The 18,226-nt window shown below is 63.1% G+C and carries 17 protein-coding genes; 9 read left to right on the forward strand and 8 right to left on the reverse strand.

Annotated features, from left to right (window positions below; genetic code table 11):
• The first annotated feature begins 28 nt into the window (after positions 1-28).
• The 3 genes from NBW56_RS04675 to NBW56_RS04685 all read left to right on the forward strand — a co-directional run bounded on the left by NBW56_RS04675 (position 29) and on the right by NBW56_RS04685 (position 2,565).
• Positions 29-589 (forward strand): YagU family protein, encoded by a 561-nt coding sequence (locus NBW56_RS04675; protein ID WP_065248406.1) that lies wholly within the window; start codon positions 29-31, stop codon positions 587-589.
• Between the two features lie 63 nt (positions 590-652).
• On the forward strand, positions 653-1,054 hold the full coding sequence (locus NBW56_RS04680; RefSeq protein ID WP_250258155.1) for a YccF domain-containing protein: 402 nt from the start codon (positions 653-655) through the stop codon (positions 1,052-1,054).
• 86 nt (positions 1,055-1,140) lie between these two features.
• On the forward strand, positions 1,141-2,565 hold the full coding sequence (locus tag NBW56_RS04685) for a hypothetical protein (protein ID WP_250258156.1): 1,425 nt from the start codon (positions 1,141-1,143) through the stop codon (positions 2,563-2,565).
• Positions 2,566-2,638: 73 nt separating this feature from the next.
• Here NBW56_RS04685 and fbaA read toward each other — a convergent pair whose 3' ends face one another.
• Both fbaA and NBW56_RS04695 read right to left on the reverse strand, forming a co-directional pair.
• Complete coding sequence (gene fbaA / locus NBW56_RS04690) at positions 2,639-3,664, reverse strand: class II fructose-bisphosphate aldolase (protein WP_250258157.1); 1,026 nt, start codon at positions 3,662-3,664, stop codon at positions 2,639-2,641.
• Positions 3,665-3,843: 179 nt separating this feature from the next.
• The gene (locus NBW56_RS04695; RefSeq protein WP_250258158.1) at positions 3,844-5,838 is read right to left on the reverse strand and encodes a sensor histidine kinase; all 1,995 of its coding nucleotides are present in this window, start codon (positions 5,836-5,838) and stop codon (positions 3,844-3,846) included.
• A 118-nt stretch (positions 5,839-5,956) separates the two neighbouring features.
• On the opposite strand from NBW56_RS04695, the gene NBW56_RS04700 reads away from it, so the two are divergent.
• A complete protein-coding gene (locus NBW56_RS04700; protein WP_065248410.1) occupies positions 5,957-6,649 on the forward strand; it encodes a response regulator in 693 nt (230 codons plus the stop codon).
• Between the two features lie 7 nt (positions 6,650-6,656).
• Here the strand turns inward: NBW56_RS04700 and NBW56_RS04705 are convergent, their stop codons facing one another.
• The 4 genes from NBW56_RS04705 to NBW56_RS04720 all read right to left on the reverse strand — a co-directional run bounded on the left by NBW56_RS04705 (position 6,657) and on the right by NBW56_RS04720 (position 11,127).
• Complete coding sequence (locus NBW56_RS04705; RefSeq protein WP_250258159.1) at positions 6,657-7,727, reverse strand: NAD(P)-dependent alcohol dehydrogenase; 1,071 nt, start codon at positions 7,725-7,727, stop codon at positions 6,657-6,659.
• A gap of 106 nt (positions 7,728-7,833) precedes the next feature.
• Entirely contained in the window at positions 7,834-8,466 is a 633-nt protein-coding gene (locus NBW56_RS04710; protein WP_250258160.1) for a TrmH family RNA methyltransferase, read from the reverse strand.
• Complete coding sequence (locus NBW56_RS04715; RefSeq protein ID WP_065248413.1) at positions 8,463-9,128, reverse strand: DedA family protein; 666 nt, start codon at positions 9,126-9,128, stop codon at positions 8,463-8,465. Before NBW56_RS04715 ends, NBW56_RS04710 begins: the two co-directional genes overlap by 4 nt.
• A gap of 70 nt (positions 9,129-9,198) precedes the next feature.
• On the reverse strand, positions 9,199-11,127 hold the full coding sequence (locus NBW56_RS04720) for an AMP-dependent synthetase/ligase (RefSeq protein WP_250258161.1): 1,929 nt from the start codon (positions 11,125-11,127) through the stop codon (positions 9,199-9,201).
• A gap of 145 nt (positions 11,128-11,272) precedes the next feature.
• On the opposite strand from NBW56_RS04720, the gene ypfJ reads away from it, so the two are divergent.
• Entirely contained in the window at positions 11,273-12,190 is a 918-nt protein-coding gene (gene ypfJ / locus NBW56_RS04725) for a KPN_02809 family neutral zinc metallopeptidase (RefSeq protein WP_250258162.1), read from the forward strand.
• A 54-nt stretch (positions 12,191-12,244) separates the two neighbouring features.
• Here ypfJ and NBW56_RS04730 read toward each other — a convergent pair whose 3' ends face one another.
• A complete protein-coding gene (locus tag NBW56_RS04730) occupies positions 12,245-13,090 on the reverse strand; it encodes an SDR family NAD(P)-dependent oxidoreductase (protein WP_065248416.1) in 846 nt (281 codons plus the stop codon).
• Positions 13,091-13,138: 48 nt separating this feature from the next.
• Between NBW56_RS04730 and NBW56_RS04735 the strand changes: the two genes are divergently transcribed.
• Positions 13,139-13,978: an exodeoxyribonuclease III gene (locus tag NBW56_RS04735; RefSeq protein WP_150332710.1), complete on the forward strand. Its 840-nt coding sequence runs from the start codon at positions 13,139-13,141 to the stop codon at positions 13,976-13,978.
• Positions 13,979-14,023: 45 nt separating this feature from the next.
• Here the strand turns inward: NBW56_RS04735 and NBW56_RS04740 are convergent, their stop codons facing one another.
• Positions 14,024-14,584: a tetratricopeptide repeat protein gene (locus tag NBW56_RS04740; RefSeq protein WP_250258163.1), complete on the reverse strand. Its 561-nt coding sequence runs from the start codon at positions 14,582-14,584 to the stop codon at positions 14,024-14,026.
• Between the two features lie 371 nt (positions 14,585-14,955).
• Between NBW56_RS04740 and NBW56_RS04745 the strand changes: the two genes are divergently transcribed.
• From NBW56_RS04745 to NBW56_RS04755, 3 genes are read left to right on the forward strand one after another with little or no spacing between them, the layout of a single operon-like run.
• The gene (locus tag NBW56_RS04745; protein WP_250258164.1) at positions 14,956-16,071 is read left to right on the forward strand and encodes a CpaE-like family protein; all 1,116 of its coding nucleotides are present in this window, start codon (positions 14,956-14,958) and stop codon (positions 16,069-16,071) included.
• Positions 16,068-17,216 (forward strand): TadA family conjugal transfer-associated ATPase, encoded by a 1,149-nt coding sequence (locus tag NBW56_RS04750; protein ID WP_250258165.1) that lies wholly within the window; start codon positions 16,068-16,070, stop codon positions 17,214-17,216. Before NBW56_RS04745 ends, NBW56_RS04750 begins: the two co-directional genes overlap by 4 nt.
• A complete protein-coding gene (locus tag NBW56_RS04755) occupies positions 17,213-18,205 on the forward strand; it encodes a type II secretion system F family protein (RefSeq protein WP_250258166.1) in 993 nt (330 codons plus the stop codon). The genes NBW56_RS04750 and NBW56_RS04755 overlap by 4 nt, the downstream gene beginning before the upstream one ends.
• Positions 18,206-18,226 lie beyond the last annotated feature (21 nt).

Below are 18,226 nucleotides of genomic sequence, written 5' to 3' on the forward strand. Positions count from 1 at the left end.
ACCGTCGGGCCACATTCGAAAGGCAATCATGGCACTTCCTTCGACCACCGATCCTTCTCGCCGCCGCTACGCGACCGCCCTCCTCGTGGGCCTCATCGGCGGCTTGTTCTCCGCAATCGTGAAGTTTGGCTGGGAGGTGCCGTTCCCACCACGCACACCCGAGCGCAACGCCACCAACCCGCCGCAGCAGCTCCTACAACAACTGGGATTCGGCGAGGACTTCACCCACACGCTCGTTCATTTCAATGGCAACGGCCTGCCAATCATGAGCTTCATCGTCCACTTCAGCTTTGCGATCTTTTTCGCGGTTCTCTACTGCGTTGTTGCTGAGCGTTTCCCCAAGATCACTTTGTGGCAGGGTGCAGCATTCGGCATCGTCATCCACGTCGTTTTCCACGTTCTGCTCATGCCTGCGCTCGGCACGGTGCCCGCGCCGTGGGATCAGCCGTGGCAGGAGCACGTGAGCGAGTTCTTCGGCCACATCATCTGGATGTGGAGTATTGAAATCGTGCGCCGCGACCTTCGCAATCGTTTCACTCACGAGCCGGATCCGTGGGTTGCGCTCGATGCCACGGACGGCGCTCGCTAATGCCGTAGCGCGCTGGCCCGGACGGCCCTCGCACTCTTTCGTTTCGGGGAGTACGTTGGTGGTATGCGCACCATCATCAACGTCATTCTCAACATCATTTGGGTTCTTACCGCCGGGCTTTGGCTGTGGCTCGGGTACATCCTCGCGGGCATCATCGCGTGCATCTTCATCGTCACGATTCCGTTTGGCGTGGCGAGCTTCCGCATCGCGAACTACGTGATCTTCCCGTTCGGTCGCGAAGCCGTGCAGGTGCGGCCCCTTGGCGCGGTCGGAACCTTCGGCAACATCGTGTGGTTCCTCATCGCGGGCCTGTGGCTCGCTGCGGGCCATGTCGTGACCGCGCTCGCGCAGGCTGTGACGATCATCGGCCTCCCGCTCGCCTGGGCCAATATCAAGCTCATCCCCATCACGTGCTTCCCCTTCGGCAAGGAGATCATCTCGACGGGCGATACGCGCGTGATCTGATTTTTCGCGTACTCGCGAACCCGGGCCCCTAGCGGCCGCTCTCGGCTGTACCATCGAGGGCATAACTGCACCAAAGGAGGCCCGACGTGCCCCGCTCTACCGCCGCCGCCCGCCCTCTGCTCGCCCTTGCTGCAGCGTTCATGCTCGCGGTGCTTCCCGCGTGCGGCGCGCTTTCGCAGCACTCGCCGCCTGGGAAGGGCTCTAGCTCCGCACCTCCCGATTCCGCTTCCACGCTTTCAACGGTCGACTTCGAAAACACGACCATCGCGAACTTTGATCGCTGCCCCCACATGGATGAGCCGGAGACTCTCAGGGTCAAGAACGGTAACGGCACGGTTGATGTCGAGATCTATTACCCCTATGACGTCGACGAAGAAACATACGATGTCTTCGTTCCCGGGAATACCGAAAAACCTCTGTTCGTGAAACTTGGCGATCCGGCCCAGGAGATCGCGATCGTCAGCTTCGAATGCGCCTTTCCTGCCGCAGATCAAACATACGAACAGGGGTATCTTGCGCTCGGCATCGTCGATGGTGAGGTCACCCAGCTCGGCGCGCTCTCGTCTGCAAACTACCGGGAGCGTTACAGCACGACGGCCGGCGACTCCAAGGGATTCGAGCGATTTGAGATCGTGAGCACCGAGGGCGGTGAAATCCTCATGAAGGAGAAGTCCCCCGATCCTCGAAATTTTTATCCCGACGGTCGACCGCCAATCATCCTCGGCGGCGAAAGCGATCCATATACCGCTTTCTCCCGCTGGAGCCTCAATGACGACGGGACGAAGGTCGTCCGCACCGGCCGCGCCGACACTCTCGAAGAGCTCAATGCACACTCCCCGAGCGAAGACAACCACGCACGTCTATGCGGCAGATGGGGTAATTCCGATGAGTACGAGTGGAACGCGCGCGAAAACGGAGACGACGCGTGCCAGGCTTCCTCCACCATCACCCTCAACGGCAACCCTGCTTGCAAAGAGATCAGCCTCGGGCCGTCCTCGAAAGAGTTCGCCCTCATGCAGTGCGAGGTCCTCGAATCGACGTTCGCTATGGGTACGGATGGCGTTCCCGTCACCTTTGACGCGGTCTCGGTATCGGCGGAAGACATGACCGATGTGTCGAGCGCGATGGAGGGAGAGCCCTCCTTCGCCTTCACCAACGGTCACGGCATCCTGTGCACGATGTATCCGAATGACCATTTCAACGAACCCTCAGCAGACTGTGAACGCGTGGGCGATCCCGATCCCGTCGCGAGCTTCAGCTACAACATCAGCGGTGGGGAAGTCTCGAGTAACGACGAGGTTCCCGAGGTTCAAAACTCGTACCGCATTGACGTCAACTCCGTGAAAACCCTCGAGGTGGGCACCGCTGTGCGCTATGGCGGGATCGCATGCACCGCAAACGACGACGACAAATCGATCACGTGCATACACGGCGTGAGCGGCGAGTGGTTCACGATCGGCCCCGACCTCAACCATTCAAGCGCCGGCGATGATCCGGGGAGCGTCGGCTAAAACCCTGAGGAACGTATGAAGCGCCCCTCCCCGATTTCCCGGGAAGGGGCGCTTCGTTGACGTCAGGCGACGATCACATCTTGTGGCCTGCCGAGCGGAGGTTCTCGCACGCCTCAACGACGCGCTTCGCCATACCGGCCTCAGCCTTCTTGCCCCACGAGCGCGGGTCGTACATCTTCTTGTTGCCGACCTCGCCGTCGATCTTGAGGACGCCTTCGTAGTTCTCGAGCATGTGGCCCGCAACGGGACGCGAGAACGCGTACTGGGTATCGGTGTCGACGTTCATCTTGATGACACCGTTGTCCACAGCTTCCTGGATCTCTTCGAGGGTCGAGCCCGAGCCACCGTGCATCACGAGGTCGAACGGCATGTCCTTGCCGTACTTCTCGCCAACGGCCTTCTGGATGTCGAGGAGGATCGACGGAGTCAGGCGAACGTTGCCCGGCTTGTACACGCCGTGCACGTTGCCGAAGGTCAGAGCGGTGATGTAGCGACCGTTCTCGCCAAGGCCGAGAGCCTCGGCGGTCTTGAGGCCGTCTTCGGGGGTCGAGAAGAGCTTCGACTCGTCGACATCTGCCGAGTAGCCGTCTTCCTCGCCACCCACGACGCCGACCTCGATCTCGAGGACCTTCTTTGCCTCAACGGTCTTCTCGAGGAGACGCTTCGCGATCTCGAGGTTTTCGTCGACCGGAACGGCCGAGCCGTCCCACATGTGCGAGGTAAACAGGGGGTTCAGGCCCTTGTTAACGCGCTCGTTGAGGTCCCACTCGATGAGCGGCTCAACCCAGCTCTCGAGGTTCTGCTTCGCGCAGTGGTCGGTGTGAACGCCAACCGTGACGTTGTAGTCCTCAGCAACCTCGTGGATGAACTTTGCGAGGGCAACCGAGCCGCGAACGCGGTTCTTGACGGTCGAGCCGGAGAGGTACTCAGCGCCGCCCACGGAGACCTGGATGATGCCGTCCGACTCGGCTTCGACGAAGCCCTGGAGTGCGGCGATCGCGGTCTGCGAGCTCGATACGTTGATCGCGGGATAGGCGAACTTGCCTTCCTTCGCGCGGTCGATCATTTCGTTGAACTGTTCCGGGGTTGCAACAGGCATGTGTGCTCCTTCGAGTGGGGATCGCGGGCACCCGTGTACCGCGCAGATCCACGTTGCGTTTGCCCTTTCATTCTTCCACACGTCGCACGGGACGCCCCGAGGATGGGCCCGCTTCCGCGAGAATCATGAGATCCGGGCCACACGAATGCTCGGTGGGGTGCGAGCGGTCCGACGGCTGTTTACTGGTCGGCGTGAGGAATCCGCACGATGAGGCTGTAGGAACCGTCGGAAAGCGCCCCGGCGTTCACGGTTCCACCGAGCGCGTGGGCTCTTTCGCGCACGCCCCGCAGTCCCATGCCGGAGCCTGGAGCGGGTTCGAAGTCCTCGGGCGGTGCGGTATTGATGACGTCGATGCCGGTGACATGTTCACTCGTCATAAGCGTGATGTGAATGTCGCTTCCGGGCGCGTGCCTGAGCGCGTTGGCGAGGCCCTCTTGGGCGGCGCGATAGAGGGCAAGTCCGACGGTGGCCGGCACCTGGGGGATCCCCGTTTTCGGCACGCTGAGACTCACGTGGGCGCCAGTCTCGCGCGAGCGTTCCACGAGCGCGGGCAGGTCCTTGAGCTCGGGTTGCGGGGCTCTCGTGGCGCCTTCTTCGGGCTCCGTTCCGCGCAGCATGGTGAGGAGCGCGCGCATTTCTCGAAGGGCGTTGCGAGAAGTCACGGCGATCGAGGCGAATTCGGCACGTGTGGCGTCGTCGAGCTCTGATTGCGTGAGGCGGTAGGGCGCGGTTTGTGCTTGGACGCTGATGACCGACATCGAATGGGCGACGACATCGTGCATTTCGCGCGCGATGCGGGCACGTTCGGCGAGCTCGGCGCTTTCGGCGAAGGCGCGTTCCTGGCGCTCTTCGGCTTCGCGGCGCGCAGACCGTTCACGCGAGGCGACGCGCGCGGAATCGGCGAGCCAGCGAAAGCCGTATCCGAGCGCTGCGGAGACGATCCACAACACGATCGTGAATCCCAAAACGAACAGGCTCCATTGGAGGAAGTCCGCGGGGGGTGAGGGCTGCTGATACAGCCACACACACCGAACGATCGTTCCTATTAGCGCGATCACGCTCAGCGCCGCAAATAACGCCGTGCTTCGTTTGATGTTCCGGTGGAGGCTCAAGGTGAAGAGGGCGAGCCCGCCGAGCAAGAGCGGCACCTCCGAGCCGGGCATCAGCACCCGGTCACCGGCAAACACGGTCGCGAGAACGAGGGAGGTGCCATAGGTGCCGAGAAATGGTGCGCATGTGAATATGGCTCCGAACCTCGGCCGTCGCACGAGCAGAACAAACGCGAGCCCCCAGGAAAGCATGAGCAAACCGAAGAACAGCCCGGTGACGGGGATCGTGAACAGCCCGAACGCGAGATAGCGCGGCGCGACGCGATCCCACAGGGCACCGTCACCCGAGATGGTGATGTGGATCGGCGCGATGACCGCGATCACCGCGGTCGCCCATCCTTTGAAGCTGATTGTCGCAAACGAGTCACCCTCGAGAATCTCGCGCGCGAGGGTGTTCTCGATACGTGCGGCGAGGTGGAGGGTGAACGGCAGCAGAGCGAGGAGCACGAGCCCCACGAGTGCGTAGATTGCTGAATCAATGACGGAGAGCGTCACCGCATAAGGCTCGAGATCAACGCTCGGGCCAAGGCCTCGGACGATGGGAGCGGTAATCCCCGATTCGTATGAAAGATCGATGAGCGTCACGAACGGGAAGAGAAGACCGCACAACAGGGCAAAGAGCACTTGGGCGCCGAGGACTACGGCGGTGCCCACGCGCACGGAGTTCAGTACAAGCGCCTCGCTGAGATAGTCGAGCCAAAGCCGTAGGTTCCCAAGGAGCCGAAAATAGTCGGCGAACGAGTGAAACTCGGGGATTTTTGTCCGTGGCTGGAGCTTCTTGTCGCCTCTCCACACGTTGGCGCGAGTTCTCGTGAGGTCAGCGGCGAAGCCGCCCGCAAGCAGGATGCCCGGCAAGAACAGAAGACCAATGAGGAGGAAGGCAAGCGCAAAGAGGCTGAGAAAGCCAAGTGCAAAAAGCGCGCCCCCCACGAGAAGTCCAAGAACGAGGCTCGGAAACACGTAGAGAAAGTCGCGGCCCAGTTGCTTCGCATGCGCTCTGAGCGGCGCTTTCGACCACGGCGCGACCACGTCTGTGCCACGCTCCTCCGCCACTGTTCTTGTCATGGGTTAACCGTAAAGGTCGAGCGGGGGTGTCCACATCACTCTCGTGTCTCACGCGCACAATACTTCCGGATGAGCCGATATCCGCGTGGGGCAGCTTCCCCTCCCCTACGCTTAAGACATGAGCGAGAACTCCCCCATCCGCGTCATGATCGCGGACGACCAGCCCATGGTGCGCGCCGGCTTCGAGGCACTCCTCGCGGCCCAAGCAGACATCGACGTCGTCGGGACCGCCGCCGATGGACGCGAAGCCATCGACGTTGCACTCAAGAACCGGCCCGACATCATCCTCATGGACATCCGTATGCCGAACCTCGATGGGCTCGCCGCAATGGAGGAGATTTTCCGCGCGGGCCTCGACCCTGCACCACGCACCATCATCCTCACGACCTTCGACGCCGACGACTACGTGTTTACTGCCCTCAAGGGCGGCGCGAGCGGCTTCCTCCTGAAAGACGCCGAGGTGGATGAGCTCGTCGACGCCGTGCGAAAAGTCCATCGCGGTGGCGCGCTTCTCGCCCCGTCCATTACGCGAAAAGTGATTGAGGATTTCGGAGCGTTTGCGCGCAGCCAGCGTCGGACCGACCCCGCCCTTACCGAGGCCATCGCCTCCCTCACGGACCGCGAGCGCGAAGTTGCCCGCCTCGTTGCCAAGGGCCTCTCGAACGCCGAGGTGGGCTCCACGATGTTTCTCGCGGAGCCCACCGTGAAAACCCACGTGTCCCACATTCTGCAAAAACTCGGCCTTCGTGACCGCACGCAGATCGTCGTGGCCGCCTATGAATCGGGACTCGTAGAAATCGGGGAAGACTGAGCGGGGCTCAGACCTCTTCGACCTCGGCTTCGTCAAACGTCGAGGTGTCGATCACGAAGCGGAAGTGCACGTCGCCCCTGACGACACGATCGTAGGCCTCATCAACGTCGTTCACGCCGAGGACCTCAATCTTCGCGCCGATGTTGTGCTCTCCACAGAAGTCGAGCATGTCCTGCGTCTCGGGGAGCCCGCCAATGTTCGAGCCTGCGAGAACTTTGCGACCGCCCGTGAGGGCACGGGTGGGGATCGGCATACCCTCGGGAGGAAGGCCTACGAGCACCATTGTCCCGCCCGGCTTGAGAAGCCCCATGAAGCCCGGGAGGTCGAATTCTGCGCTGATCGTGTTGAGGATGAAGTCGAACTTGCCCTTGTGGGTCTCGAAGAAGTTCTCGTCCTCACCGGTCGCAAGAAGTTCCTTCGCACCGAGCGAGAGTGCGTCCTCTTCCTTCTTACGCGAGCGAGAAATGACGCTTACCTCGGCGCCTTTCGCCGCGGCGATCTGGACGCCCATGTGGCCGAGTCCGCCGAGACCTGCGACAGCGACCTTCTGGCCTTCGCCCACCTCCCACGTCGCCAGCGGCGAGTAGGTCGTGATGCCTGCACACAGGAGGGGCGCGGCCACATCAAAGTCGAGTGAATCGGGGATGCGGCACACGAAACGCTCGCGCACCGTGACCTTCTGCGAGTAGCCACCCTGCGTGACCGTTCCGTCTTCATCGATCGCGTTATAGGTGCCGATTGCGCCATTGAGGCAGTTGTTCTCGAAGCCCTTCTCGCATTGCTCGCACTCGCCGCACGAGCCCACGAGGCAACCGACGCCCACGCGGTCGCCAACCTTGTATTTCGTGACTTCGGGGCCGACGGCCTCCACGACGCCAGCGATTTCGTGCCCTACCGCAAGAGGGAACTTCGCGGGACCCCACTCGTTTCGGATCGTGTGAATGTCGCTGTGGCACACGCCGGCGGCCTTAATGTCGATGAGAACATCGGTGCCCTGCGGCTCGCGGCGTTCAATATTGACAACCTTGAAAGGCTCTTCCGGGCCGGTCTTTTGGAGGGCTTTCACGGTAATGCTCATGGTGTGCTCCTAACCATGGATCGGGTGTTCGGCGGTCTGCGCCGTTGCTTTTTCACCCTACTGTCCAGGTCAGAGTCGTTTCTGACCACACATGAGCGTGGCGAAGCTAGCGCGATAGATCGCGCGGGACGTCGACATGCTGCGTGACCCACGTGTGCATCACGATCGCCGCGGCGTGCCCCACGTTGATCGAGCGGGTACTGCCAAACTGGGAAATGCCGACGATGAGATCGGCGGCCTCAAGCAGCGGCGATGACACTCCCCCGCCCTCTTCGCCGAACACGAGCACGGCGTTTTCTGGAAGGCGGGTGTGTTCGAGGGGTACGGCGCCCGGAACTATATCGACCGCAACGACCGCCCGGCCGTTGGCGTGGGCCCACGCGAGGAACTCCTCGGGGCTCGCGTGATGAAATTCGTGCTGGTAGCGATCCGTGACCATCGCTCCGCGCCGATTCCATCGTTTCTTGCCCACGATATGAAAAGCCGCGACTCCGAACGCGTTCGCCGTGCGCACGATCGACCCGATATTGAAATCGTGGTCGATGTTCTCGATCGCCACGTGCAAATCGTTGCGGTGATGGGCGTCAAGATCCGCCATGATCGCCTCGCGGCGCCAGTACCGGTAGCGGTCGGGAACGTTCCGACGGTCGCCGGCCTCAAGCAGCGCCGGATCAAAATGAGGCTCCTTCGGCCACGGGCCTTCCCACGGGCCGACGCCGACCTCGCGCTTTTCGGTCATGAGTTCGTGCGTTCGCGCATCTGTTCAGCGTCGTCGGGATCGGGCAGGCCGAGCCGCTTGCGGCGACGCTCGCGGAGAATGAGCTTCACGAAGAAGTAGAGCACCACGAGAATCACGAGCACGTAGCAGACCTTCGAGAAGATATCCGTGTAGGGCTCGATCACGTGCCACTGTGTGCCAAGGAAATAGCCGAACGCAAGGAAGATGGAATTCCAGATCGCACTTCCCAGGGCCGTTAGCAGCGTAAACATGGGCAACTTCATCGCGAACATGCCCGCGGGGATCGAAATGAGCGAGCGGATGCCGGGGATGAAGCGCCCGAAGAACACGCCCTGCATGCCGTGCTTATCGACCCAGGCGTTCGTTTTCTCGTAGTCCTCGACGTTGATGAGGGGGAGCTTAATGAAGAGGGTGCGCGTGCGTTCGGGGCCAAGGATGCGACCGAGACCATAGAGAATGTAGGCGCCGAGGGTCGAGCCGATCACCGACCAGAGAAGCAGCACCCAATACGAATGCTCGCCAGTGCCGGCCGTCACGCCCGCGAGCGGGAGGATCACCTCCGAAGGGATCGGCGGGAACACGCATTCGAGCAGCAGCAGAAGCATCACGCCGATGCCCCCCATCGAACTCATGATGCTGATCGCCCATTCAACGACGTTCACGTCAGATCCCTCCTCCTCATGCGCCTAGGCGCGTGCGCGCAACCGTCCCAGTGTACGTGCCCCGGTGCGCTCACTCGTCGTTCGACGAGCCGTCCTTGTGGGCCTTGCCGCTCGTTTTTGCCTTGATTTCCGACGCTTTCTCCGCGATCTCGCGCTTCACGATCTCGTGGATCGTAGGCTTCGGTGCCTTTTCATACAGCTCCTCGATCGCGGCCTTAGCCTTCTCGAGGAAGACCGTGCGACGCAGCTTAAGCGAAGGCGTCACGAGATTCGGATCGGCGAGGTTCGCCTTCACGAGCGCAAACTTCTTGATGCGTTCCGTTCGCGACACGTCGAGGTTGGCGTTCTCGAGGTACGGGAGGATCTCCGCGATGAGCTTGGGATTTTCAATGATCTCGATATCGTCGCCGCCATTGTCGTCGTCTTCCGATTGCTGGATGAGCAGCGCCGTAAGGTACGGGCGATCATCGCCCACGGCGACCGCGTAGGCCACGCTCGGGTGCTGCTCGACGGCGCCTTCCCACCCCGCTGGCTCAATGGTCTTTCCGCCAGAGGTCACGATCACGTCCTTGGAACGGCCACTGAGGGTAAGGCGGCCGGAGCTATCGAGGCTTCCAAGATCGCCGGTTCGCAAGAAACCGTCGGAATATGCCGCCGCCGTGTGTTCAGCATTCCTGTACCCGGGCGAAACCCCGGGGCCCTTCGCGAGCACTTCCCCTTCTTCGCTAATGCGAATCGTGGTGCCGGGAACGGGAACGCCCACACTCCCCGCGGTGAGGTCTCCCGGGCGGTTCGCGGCGATCGGAGCGGTCGTTTCCGTGAGGCCGTACCCTTCGATGATCGGGATACCGAAGCCGCGAAACGCGAGCGCGAGCGAGGGGTGGAGTTTCGCACCCCCGCACAGAATGTAGTGGATGTTTCCACCGAGCAAGCGGCGAATCGTGCGATAAAAAAGGCGTTCGTAAAGGGCACGCTTCGCGGCGAGGCGCAACGGGAGTCTCGGGCGCTCGCGCTCGTGGAAGCCTTCGCCGATCATGCCGATTCGCACCGCGGTCTCACGCGCGTCCTTCCACAGGCGCCCCACGTGTTTTTTATCGGCTTGCGCGGCCACGGCGTTGAGGATCTTCTCAAGCACACGCGGCACCACCATCACGAACGTCGGTTGGATTTCCGTGAACGTGGGAATGATGCGCGAGGTATCCGAAAGGTGAGCAACGCGCATGCCAAGCGCCAGGCAAATGAGCTGAACGCCGCGCGCGAGCACGTGCGAAAGCGGAAGGAAGAGGATCGTTGACCCGCGCTCGTTGAGCACGTCCCCGTGCGACACGCCGATGTTCTGGAGTTGGGCCACGAAATTGCCGTGCGTGAGCTGCACACCCTTCGGGTCGCTCGTGGTCCCCGAGGTATAGACGATCGTCGCAATGTCCTCGAGCATGCGGGACGTGCGGGCGCTTTCGAGATCGGCGTCGCTCACGGGCGGTTCCGGCTCGCGCTTCACGAGGTCGCTCACGCACTCGTAGCCCGGGGTGCGCTCCATGGTCCATACACGATCCGCGCCGCCGAGGGCACCCGCGAGTGACTCGGCCTGTTGTGCGGTGCCGGCAACGGCGCGTGTGATCCCCGCGTCTTCCACGATCGCCTTGACCTGGGATGGGGCGCTCGTGTCGTAGATCGGCACGACGATGGCACCGGACCAGAGCGCAGCGATATCGGCAAGCACCCATTCGTAGCGTGTGGGGCCCATGATCGAGATTGCGTCACCCGGTTTGATGCCCGCGGCGATGAAGTGCCGCGCAAGCGCACGTGCGGAGGTGAAAAACTCCTTGGTGGTCACGTCGCTCCACGTGGTCGCTCCGGCGGCGTCTGTACCAGTTGGAACCTGGAACGCGATATGGCCGGGCGCCTCGCTCTCACGGTTCACAAAGAGGTCGGTGAGGCGCTCAACGCCATTCGGCTCAACGAGAAGTGGGCTTGTGTATTCGCGCAAGGAAGTGGGCATGAAAACGGTGCTTTCGCGTCGGATACGGAACCGTAGGCTACGGAACCGTAACTAGTCTAAAGGGTCGAGAGCACGCCAAACATTCCTCACTCCCGTAGACCGCAATTCCAGGGGAAACTCCGGGGCGAAACGGTACATTGGCGACATGACCTTCAACCCCAATTCCGAGATTCGCTCCGATAACACCCGCCGCCGTTCGGGTGGCGGTGGTGGCATGCGCCGCGGAGGGGCGATCGCCCTCGGTGGCGGCGGCCTCGGCACGCTCGTTCTCGTCATCGTGATGCTCTTCCTTGGCGTCGACCCGTCAATGCTTCTTGGTGGCGGCCAGGCCCCCGCTCCAAGCTCTCAGCAGCAGCCCCAGCAGGGAGCTGTTCTCGAGGAATGCCAGACCGGTGCCGATGCGAACGAGAACGACGACTGTCTCGTGCAAGCAACCGTCGAATCCGCCGACTCACTGTGGGCCAGCCAGGCCAAGGAGGCCGGGTTCCAGTTCCAAGAGCCACAAGCGGTGGTGTTCACCGACTCGGTCAACACGGGCTGCGGCCCCGCGACCTCCGCGACGGGTCCGTTCTACTGCCCCGCCGATTCCACGATCTACGTGGACACCTCGTTCTATGAGCAGCTCAGTTCACGTTTCGGGGCGAGCAGCGGCCAACTCGCGAAGGCCTACGTCGTGGCACATGAGTACGGGCACCACATCCAGAAGCTTGACGGCACGATGCAGCGCATCGATCGCTCGGGAACCGGCCCCGACTCGGATCAGGTGCGTCTCGAGCTTCAGGCCGACTGCTACGCGGGCATGTGGGCGCACCATGCGGCAACCACGGTTGATGACGAAGGCACGACGATGCTCGAGCCTCTTACCGACAAGGACGTTGACGACGCCCTCAGTGCCGCAAGCGCCGTGGGCGACGACCACATCCAGGGCGAGGTCACGGGTGGCCAGGTCATGCCCGACACGTGGACACACGGTTCCTCCGAGCAGCGCCGGAACTGGTTCGTGAAGGGCTACAACGAGGGAACCTCCAAGGCCTGCGACACGTTCGCCGTGAACCAGCCGTAGAAGCCACGGCACAACTCCTCCCACCGCTGCGGCGGGAGCACGGAAAGGGCGAGGTTAGTCCCGACGCTTGCGCAGCAACCGATCGACGACCGACCTGCGCGCGGCCGCTCGCTCAACTTTATGGACGCGCACCCTGTTCATCGCTTGCGCAATCGGCTCGCTTTGGAGGGCACGCCTAATTGCCTTCGGCGTTGCCTTTTCAAGTGCCTCAGAGTTGTAGGCGAGCGACGGAATCGAGACAACCTCACCCGCCGAAACATCCTTGAGAGCGTGCTGCACCACGAATGGCGCCTTGAGCCACGTCACGCGCGGCGCACCATCCATATTGACGGCGGCGTTGTGGTGACTTTCCGTGTGCACAAATCCGGGAATCAGCACGGTCGCGCTCACGCCCGTCCCTTCGAGTTCTTGGGCGAGATACTCCGTGAAAATGACCACCCAGCTCTTCGCCGCCGCCGAGAGGTTTGTGGCGGTAAAGCCCGCCATCGACGACACGTTGAGGATTGCGCCGGACCCCTTGCGCGTCATTGCTGTTGCCGCAGCGTGCGCGAGGATTAAGGTCGCGCGCACATCAAAATCGACCTCTTCGAGAAACTCCTCGATTTCCCCCTCCAGAAAGGACGCGCGCACCGAGTGCCCCGTGTTATTCACGAGCAGGCCGATGGGGTCCACGGGATCAAGCAAGCGGCGCGCCACACGCTCAACATCGGCCTGAACGGAGATATCCGCCGGAAGGATGTTCACGCGTACGCCGGACACCGCCTCAATCTGGGCGGCGACGGCGGCGAGGCGATCTTCATTTCGGGCCACGAGCACGAGGTCGTGACCGCTGCCGGCGAGCTGCCACGCAAATTCGAGGCCGAGGCCGGAGGTTGAGCCGGTGACGAGCGCGAGAGTCATGCCCTAAGCGTATCCACGCGAACCTTCGTGCACCCATAGGATGGGCACATGCGAATCGCCACCTGGAACATCAACTCTCTTCGCGCGCGCATGCCGAGGCTTCTCGAGGTCATTGATCGCCGCGATATCGACGTCATCGCACTCCAGGAGATCAAAGCCAAACCCGAGCAGCTTGACCTCAGCGGCCTCACCGAGCGCGGCTTCGAGGTTGCCGCCCACGGCCTGAACCAGTGGAACGGCGTGGCCATCGCCTCACGCGTGGGCCTTCGCGAGGTGCGCCGCGAGCTCCCTTCCCTTCCCACGTGGGGCGAGGGAGCCGATGCCGTGGTGGAAGCACGTGCGATCGGCGCTGTCGTGGGCGAGGCCGCCCGCGATTCGAAGCCTCTCGAGCTGTGGAGCCTCTATATTCCGAACGGACGCGAACTCGACCATCCGCACTACCCCTACAAGCTCGCGTGGCTCGAGGCTCTTCGAAAGTACGGCGCTGCGCGTCTCACTCCGAGCGGTCCCGGCGAAGATTCCGGAGAGCGTTCGGCGACGCTCTTCGCTGGCGACTTCAACGTTGCCCCGACCGATGCCGACGTGTGGGACATCGCGGCGTTCGAAGGCAAAACCCACGTGAGTGCACCCGAACGCGAGGCAATTGCCGCGATCGAAAAGGCCGGCTACACCGACCTCACGCGCGACTGGCTCGATGCCCCGGGCACCTTCACCTACTGGGATTACAAGGGACTCAAGTTTGCGAAAAAGCAGGGAATGCGCATCGATTTCCTCTTCGGCTCGCCCGCCGTGCACGAGGCTACGACCGGGGCGATGATCGACCTCGCCGAACGTGCGGAAAAGTCGACGAGCGATCACGCGCCCGTGATCGTCGACGTGCACCTCTAGGAGCGGTGAGGCCAAAGCGAGCGTCGAAAACCTCCCGCAGCCCCGTTAGTGACGCCGCCGCGCGCGGTGCTGAATCTCGAGCATGTGCTGGGTACGAGACATCGCGACCATGCTCGAGTCAATGAGGCTCGGGTGTGCGCCCGTAAAAACGCGCAGCTCGTAAGCCTGCGCGAAGGCCGTCAAGGCGAGGTCGTAGTGGCCGGCCGTGAAGAGCGCTTTGCCGAGATGCTGATGGAGAACGGACTCCCACGCGGTGCCGCGGCACTCTTCGAGCAGCACGCGATAGTCGGCAATCGCCTGATCGGTTTCACCGAGGTCTCTGCGACAATCGGCGAGGATCGCCCGCAAGCGCACCGATGACGGGCGCTCAGCGAGCATGACTTCGCAGCGCTCGCGAGCCGTCACGGGGTCACCGCTCCACAAGGCCCGAATCACCTCTCGCGCATAGTCGTGGGCGAATTCTCGCTCGAAGGCTTCGAGGTCGTCGATCACGGGGCGCAGCGTTATGGGGTCGATATGCCAGCCCGATTCCACACCGGAAACGGAGGGTGCCTTGAGCGGCCCCTCGGAGGGCTGCTTAGCGCGCATGAGCGCTGCTTCCTGCATAGGCGCGTTCCTCTTTCGTGCTTGTGCGCGGCGATGACCGTGAGAGAAGCGGAGTGTGGGGGAGAGAATCGAGCCAAAAAGGAGGCGCCCTTTCGAGCGCCTCCCGGGGCCGATCCGGGATCAAGCGTGCACTTGGTGGTGTGGTATCCGCTTTCGACGAATCCGCACCGGTCCAAACGTGGACCACTCGCACGTGGGTTTCGAATCATTCCCTTGCTTTGTGATGCCCACCACTCTACACACTCATTGTGACCCACGCAACCCTCGCCGGGAAAAAATTTCGCCTCTCCGCTCGCACTCCACATCACGCTCCGCTCCACAAGATTGGGCTGGCCCTAGAACGGACCTTCTGTGCCGCGAAACATAGAGGCATGACACATGCCTTCCCTCGAGTCGCACACGGGCGCCGCAACGCTTCCATTTTCGTGAGTCGCGTAGCCGGCGAAACCCCATTTGCCCCGCACGAGCCTTCGCATGACGCTATCGCGTGGCTCGGCGAAAACTTCTCCCTCGAAACTCTCGTGCGCGATCTCATCCAAGCAACAGGCTTTGACTTCGCCGCAGCAGACCTCCCGCGCGGGCACGTGCGCGCAGTCGTGTGCGAGGTCTCCCTCCTGGAAAAGGCCACCGAAGCCTTCCCCGCTCTACCTCTCATCGCCGTCTGCGAAGGCGAACCCCGCTCGCACGAATACAAGCGGGCTCTCGACCACCGTGCACGCGCTCTTCGCACCCTGCCGTCGGAGTCGGCCGAACTTCTCGGCGACCTTTCCGCACTCGCCGCGTCCTCGGAGGAAAGCCGTATCCTCGCGTGTCTTCCGGGGCACGGCGGGGCGGGAGCCACCTCCCTCGCGGTCGCACTCGCTCTCGCCGCATCGAAGCGGGGCGCCCCAGCCACGCTTGTGGACGCGGATCCGCATGGCGGCGGAATCGACACGCTCGTGCAGGCTCGACACGTGGAGGGTGCGCGGTGGAGCGACCTGGGCGGGGCAGGAGGCACGACGGATGCTCAGGTGCTAGTTGAGGCTCTCCCTCTCGTTGACGGCTACCGTCTTCTCACCTTCGCTCGTACCCCCGGTGAAACGGTGAATGTGCAGGCGCTCGAAAGCCTGCGCGCCGCACCCGGCACGCTCATTTTGGACGCGCCACTGCGGGCCGGAGTCGCAGCGCATTTCAGTCCCGATATCGCCCTCGTCTCGCTCCACCCGAGCGAACACGCCCTCGCCGCGACCGAGCGTACCCTCGAGGCTCTGCGCGAGGCACATCCACGCACGCGCATAGGGATCGCCCTGCGCACTCGCCGGCGCGGCGAGGCCTACCGTGCGCGCGACATCGCCGACCACTTCGGGCTTCCCGTCATGCTCAGCTACCGGAGCGCACGCGAGGGTTTCGTTCCCGGTCTCGATCGCGACCGCAAAGGGATCGAGGCCGCGTGCTCACGTTTCCTCGCGACGCTTGCGGGATCCCGATTTTCCGGAGTGCAATCATGATCCTCACCGACGAACTCCTCGCTCGCGTGCACGAATCACTGCGGGAGGAGCCAGGCACAATCGATGCGCGCCGCATTTCACGCATTGCCCAGGCCCACGGTCTCATCCTCGATCGCGCAGGGCTTCTCGAGCTCACCGATCAGGTGCGCCATCATCTCGAAGGCCTCGGGCCCCTGCATACCCTCGCCGCGGAGGGAGTGAGCGACATTCTCGTGAATCCCGACGGCAGCGTGTGGGTGGATTCAGCTCACGGACTCGAGCGCACTGATCTCACGCTCACCGCGAGCGAGGCGCGTGCTCTCGCGACCCGACTTGCCTCGCTCGGGAACCGCCGCCTCGACGACGCGATGCCGTGGGCCGATGCGCAGCTTCCCGGCAACCTCCGCTTCCACGGTATGCTCCCCCCGCTTTCGGCGGGCGGTGCGAGCATAAGCCTGAGGCGCGCCGCGGCCCTCCCCTTCTCACTGATGGCCCTCGAAGCCTCGGGCACACTCACACCGTCCGGGCGGGCACTTGTTGAGGCGATTATTCACGCTCGTCTCTCCTTTCTTGTGAGCGGCGGCACCGGTAGCGGGAAAACGACTTTGCTCGGGGCGATGCTCGGTGCCGTGGACCCCCGCGAGCGGGTCATCATCGTGGAAGACGCCACCGAACTGCGACCCGCGCACCCGCACGTGGTTCACCTCCAGGCGCGTCACGCGAATGCCGAGGGCATGGGCGAGATTAACCTCGCGACCTTGATCCGGCAGTGTCTGAGAATGCGCCCCGACCGCATTGTCGTGGGCGAATGCCGTGGAGAGGACATCCGCGAGCTCCTCCAGGCACTCAACACGGGGCACGAGGGCGGGTGCGGAACCCTTCACGCGAATACCGCAGCGGACGTTCCCGCGAGGCTCGAGGCCCTCGGGGCTCTCGCTGGACTCGATCCGCTCGCGCTCGCCTCACAGGCTCTTTCGGCGATCACTGTCGTGTTACACATGCACCGTTCACCCGATGGTCGTGCGCTTTCCACGATTGCCCTCCTGCAACGCGGGGGCGATGGGCGACTCGAGTGTGTTCCAGCGGTGAGCTTTGGTGCACGAGAGCGTCGGTTCCCGGCTTTCGATGCGCTCGAGGCTCGACTCGCACAGGGAGGCGCCCTATGAAAAGCGGAGCGTTACTCTCGGACGATGCCCTCGCTGGGCTGCTCGACCACGTGGCGATGGCACTCGGGGCTGGCGTGACGGCGCCGCACGCGTGGTTGGCGGTCGCAAAAGCCACGCGTACGCCGCGTGAGAAGCAGTTCGCCGAAACGATGGCCCGTATCCCACCAGCACTTGTGCAGCGGATGAACGGCGCTCTCAACGCTCCTCGGGAAGCGGTGCGTGCGGTTGTGCTCTGTCACGTGATGTGTGAGAGCACGGGGGCGCCGCTTTCGGGTTTGCTCACTTCGCTCGCGAACGGGCTTCGCGATTCTTCCGACGCTGCCCGGGCCCGCAGCGCCGCCTTCGCGGGCGCGAAGAGCACAGCTCGCGTTCTCATGGTATTGCCACTCTTCGCGATTGGCCTCGGTTATGCCATGGGCGCGGATCCGTTGCGAGTGCTTCTCACGTCGAGGCACGGCATGCTCATGCTGAGCACCGGTGTGCTGCTCACCGCGATTGGTTTCGCGTGGATGAACCGCATGCTCGCCGTCGCGCGCGGCGTGAGTGCCGAAATCGATCCGCTCATCGTGATCGATTTGATCGCGAGCGTCGTCCACTCAGGGATCCCGCTTTCGTCGGCCTGCATGCGCATAGGCGAAGCCCTCGAGAACACGCCCCCGGGTCCCGCGCTTCTCGAGGCGGGGCGCGCTCTCGCTCGCGGCATGCCACCCGAAGGCGCGCTTTCCACGCTCGAAGGAGACTTAGCGGTGCTCACGAGCGCCGCCAGCCTCTCCCACGCCACAGGCGCTCGTCTTGCGCCGATCCTTTCTGCCGTCACGCGCGATCGACGCCGTGCACGCGTGCGCGAGGTCGACGAGGCCTCCGCAAAACTCGCCGTGCGTCTCGTTCTTCCCACGGGAATCACGATCTTGCCCGCATTCGTGTTGCTCGGAATTGTCCCGATCATTACGGATCTCGTCACCACACACTTCGGCCGCATCTGGCCGTAGGCGCGCGGCGACCGCCGTTGC

Origin of the sequence: Dermabacter sp. Marseille-Q3180, from assembly GCF_940792985.1 — a bacterium.
GTDB classification, from domain to species: domain Bacteria; phylum Actinomycetota; class Actinomycetes; order Actinomycetales; family Dermabacteraceae; genus Dermabacter; species Dermabacter vaginalis.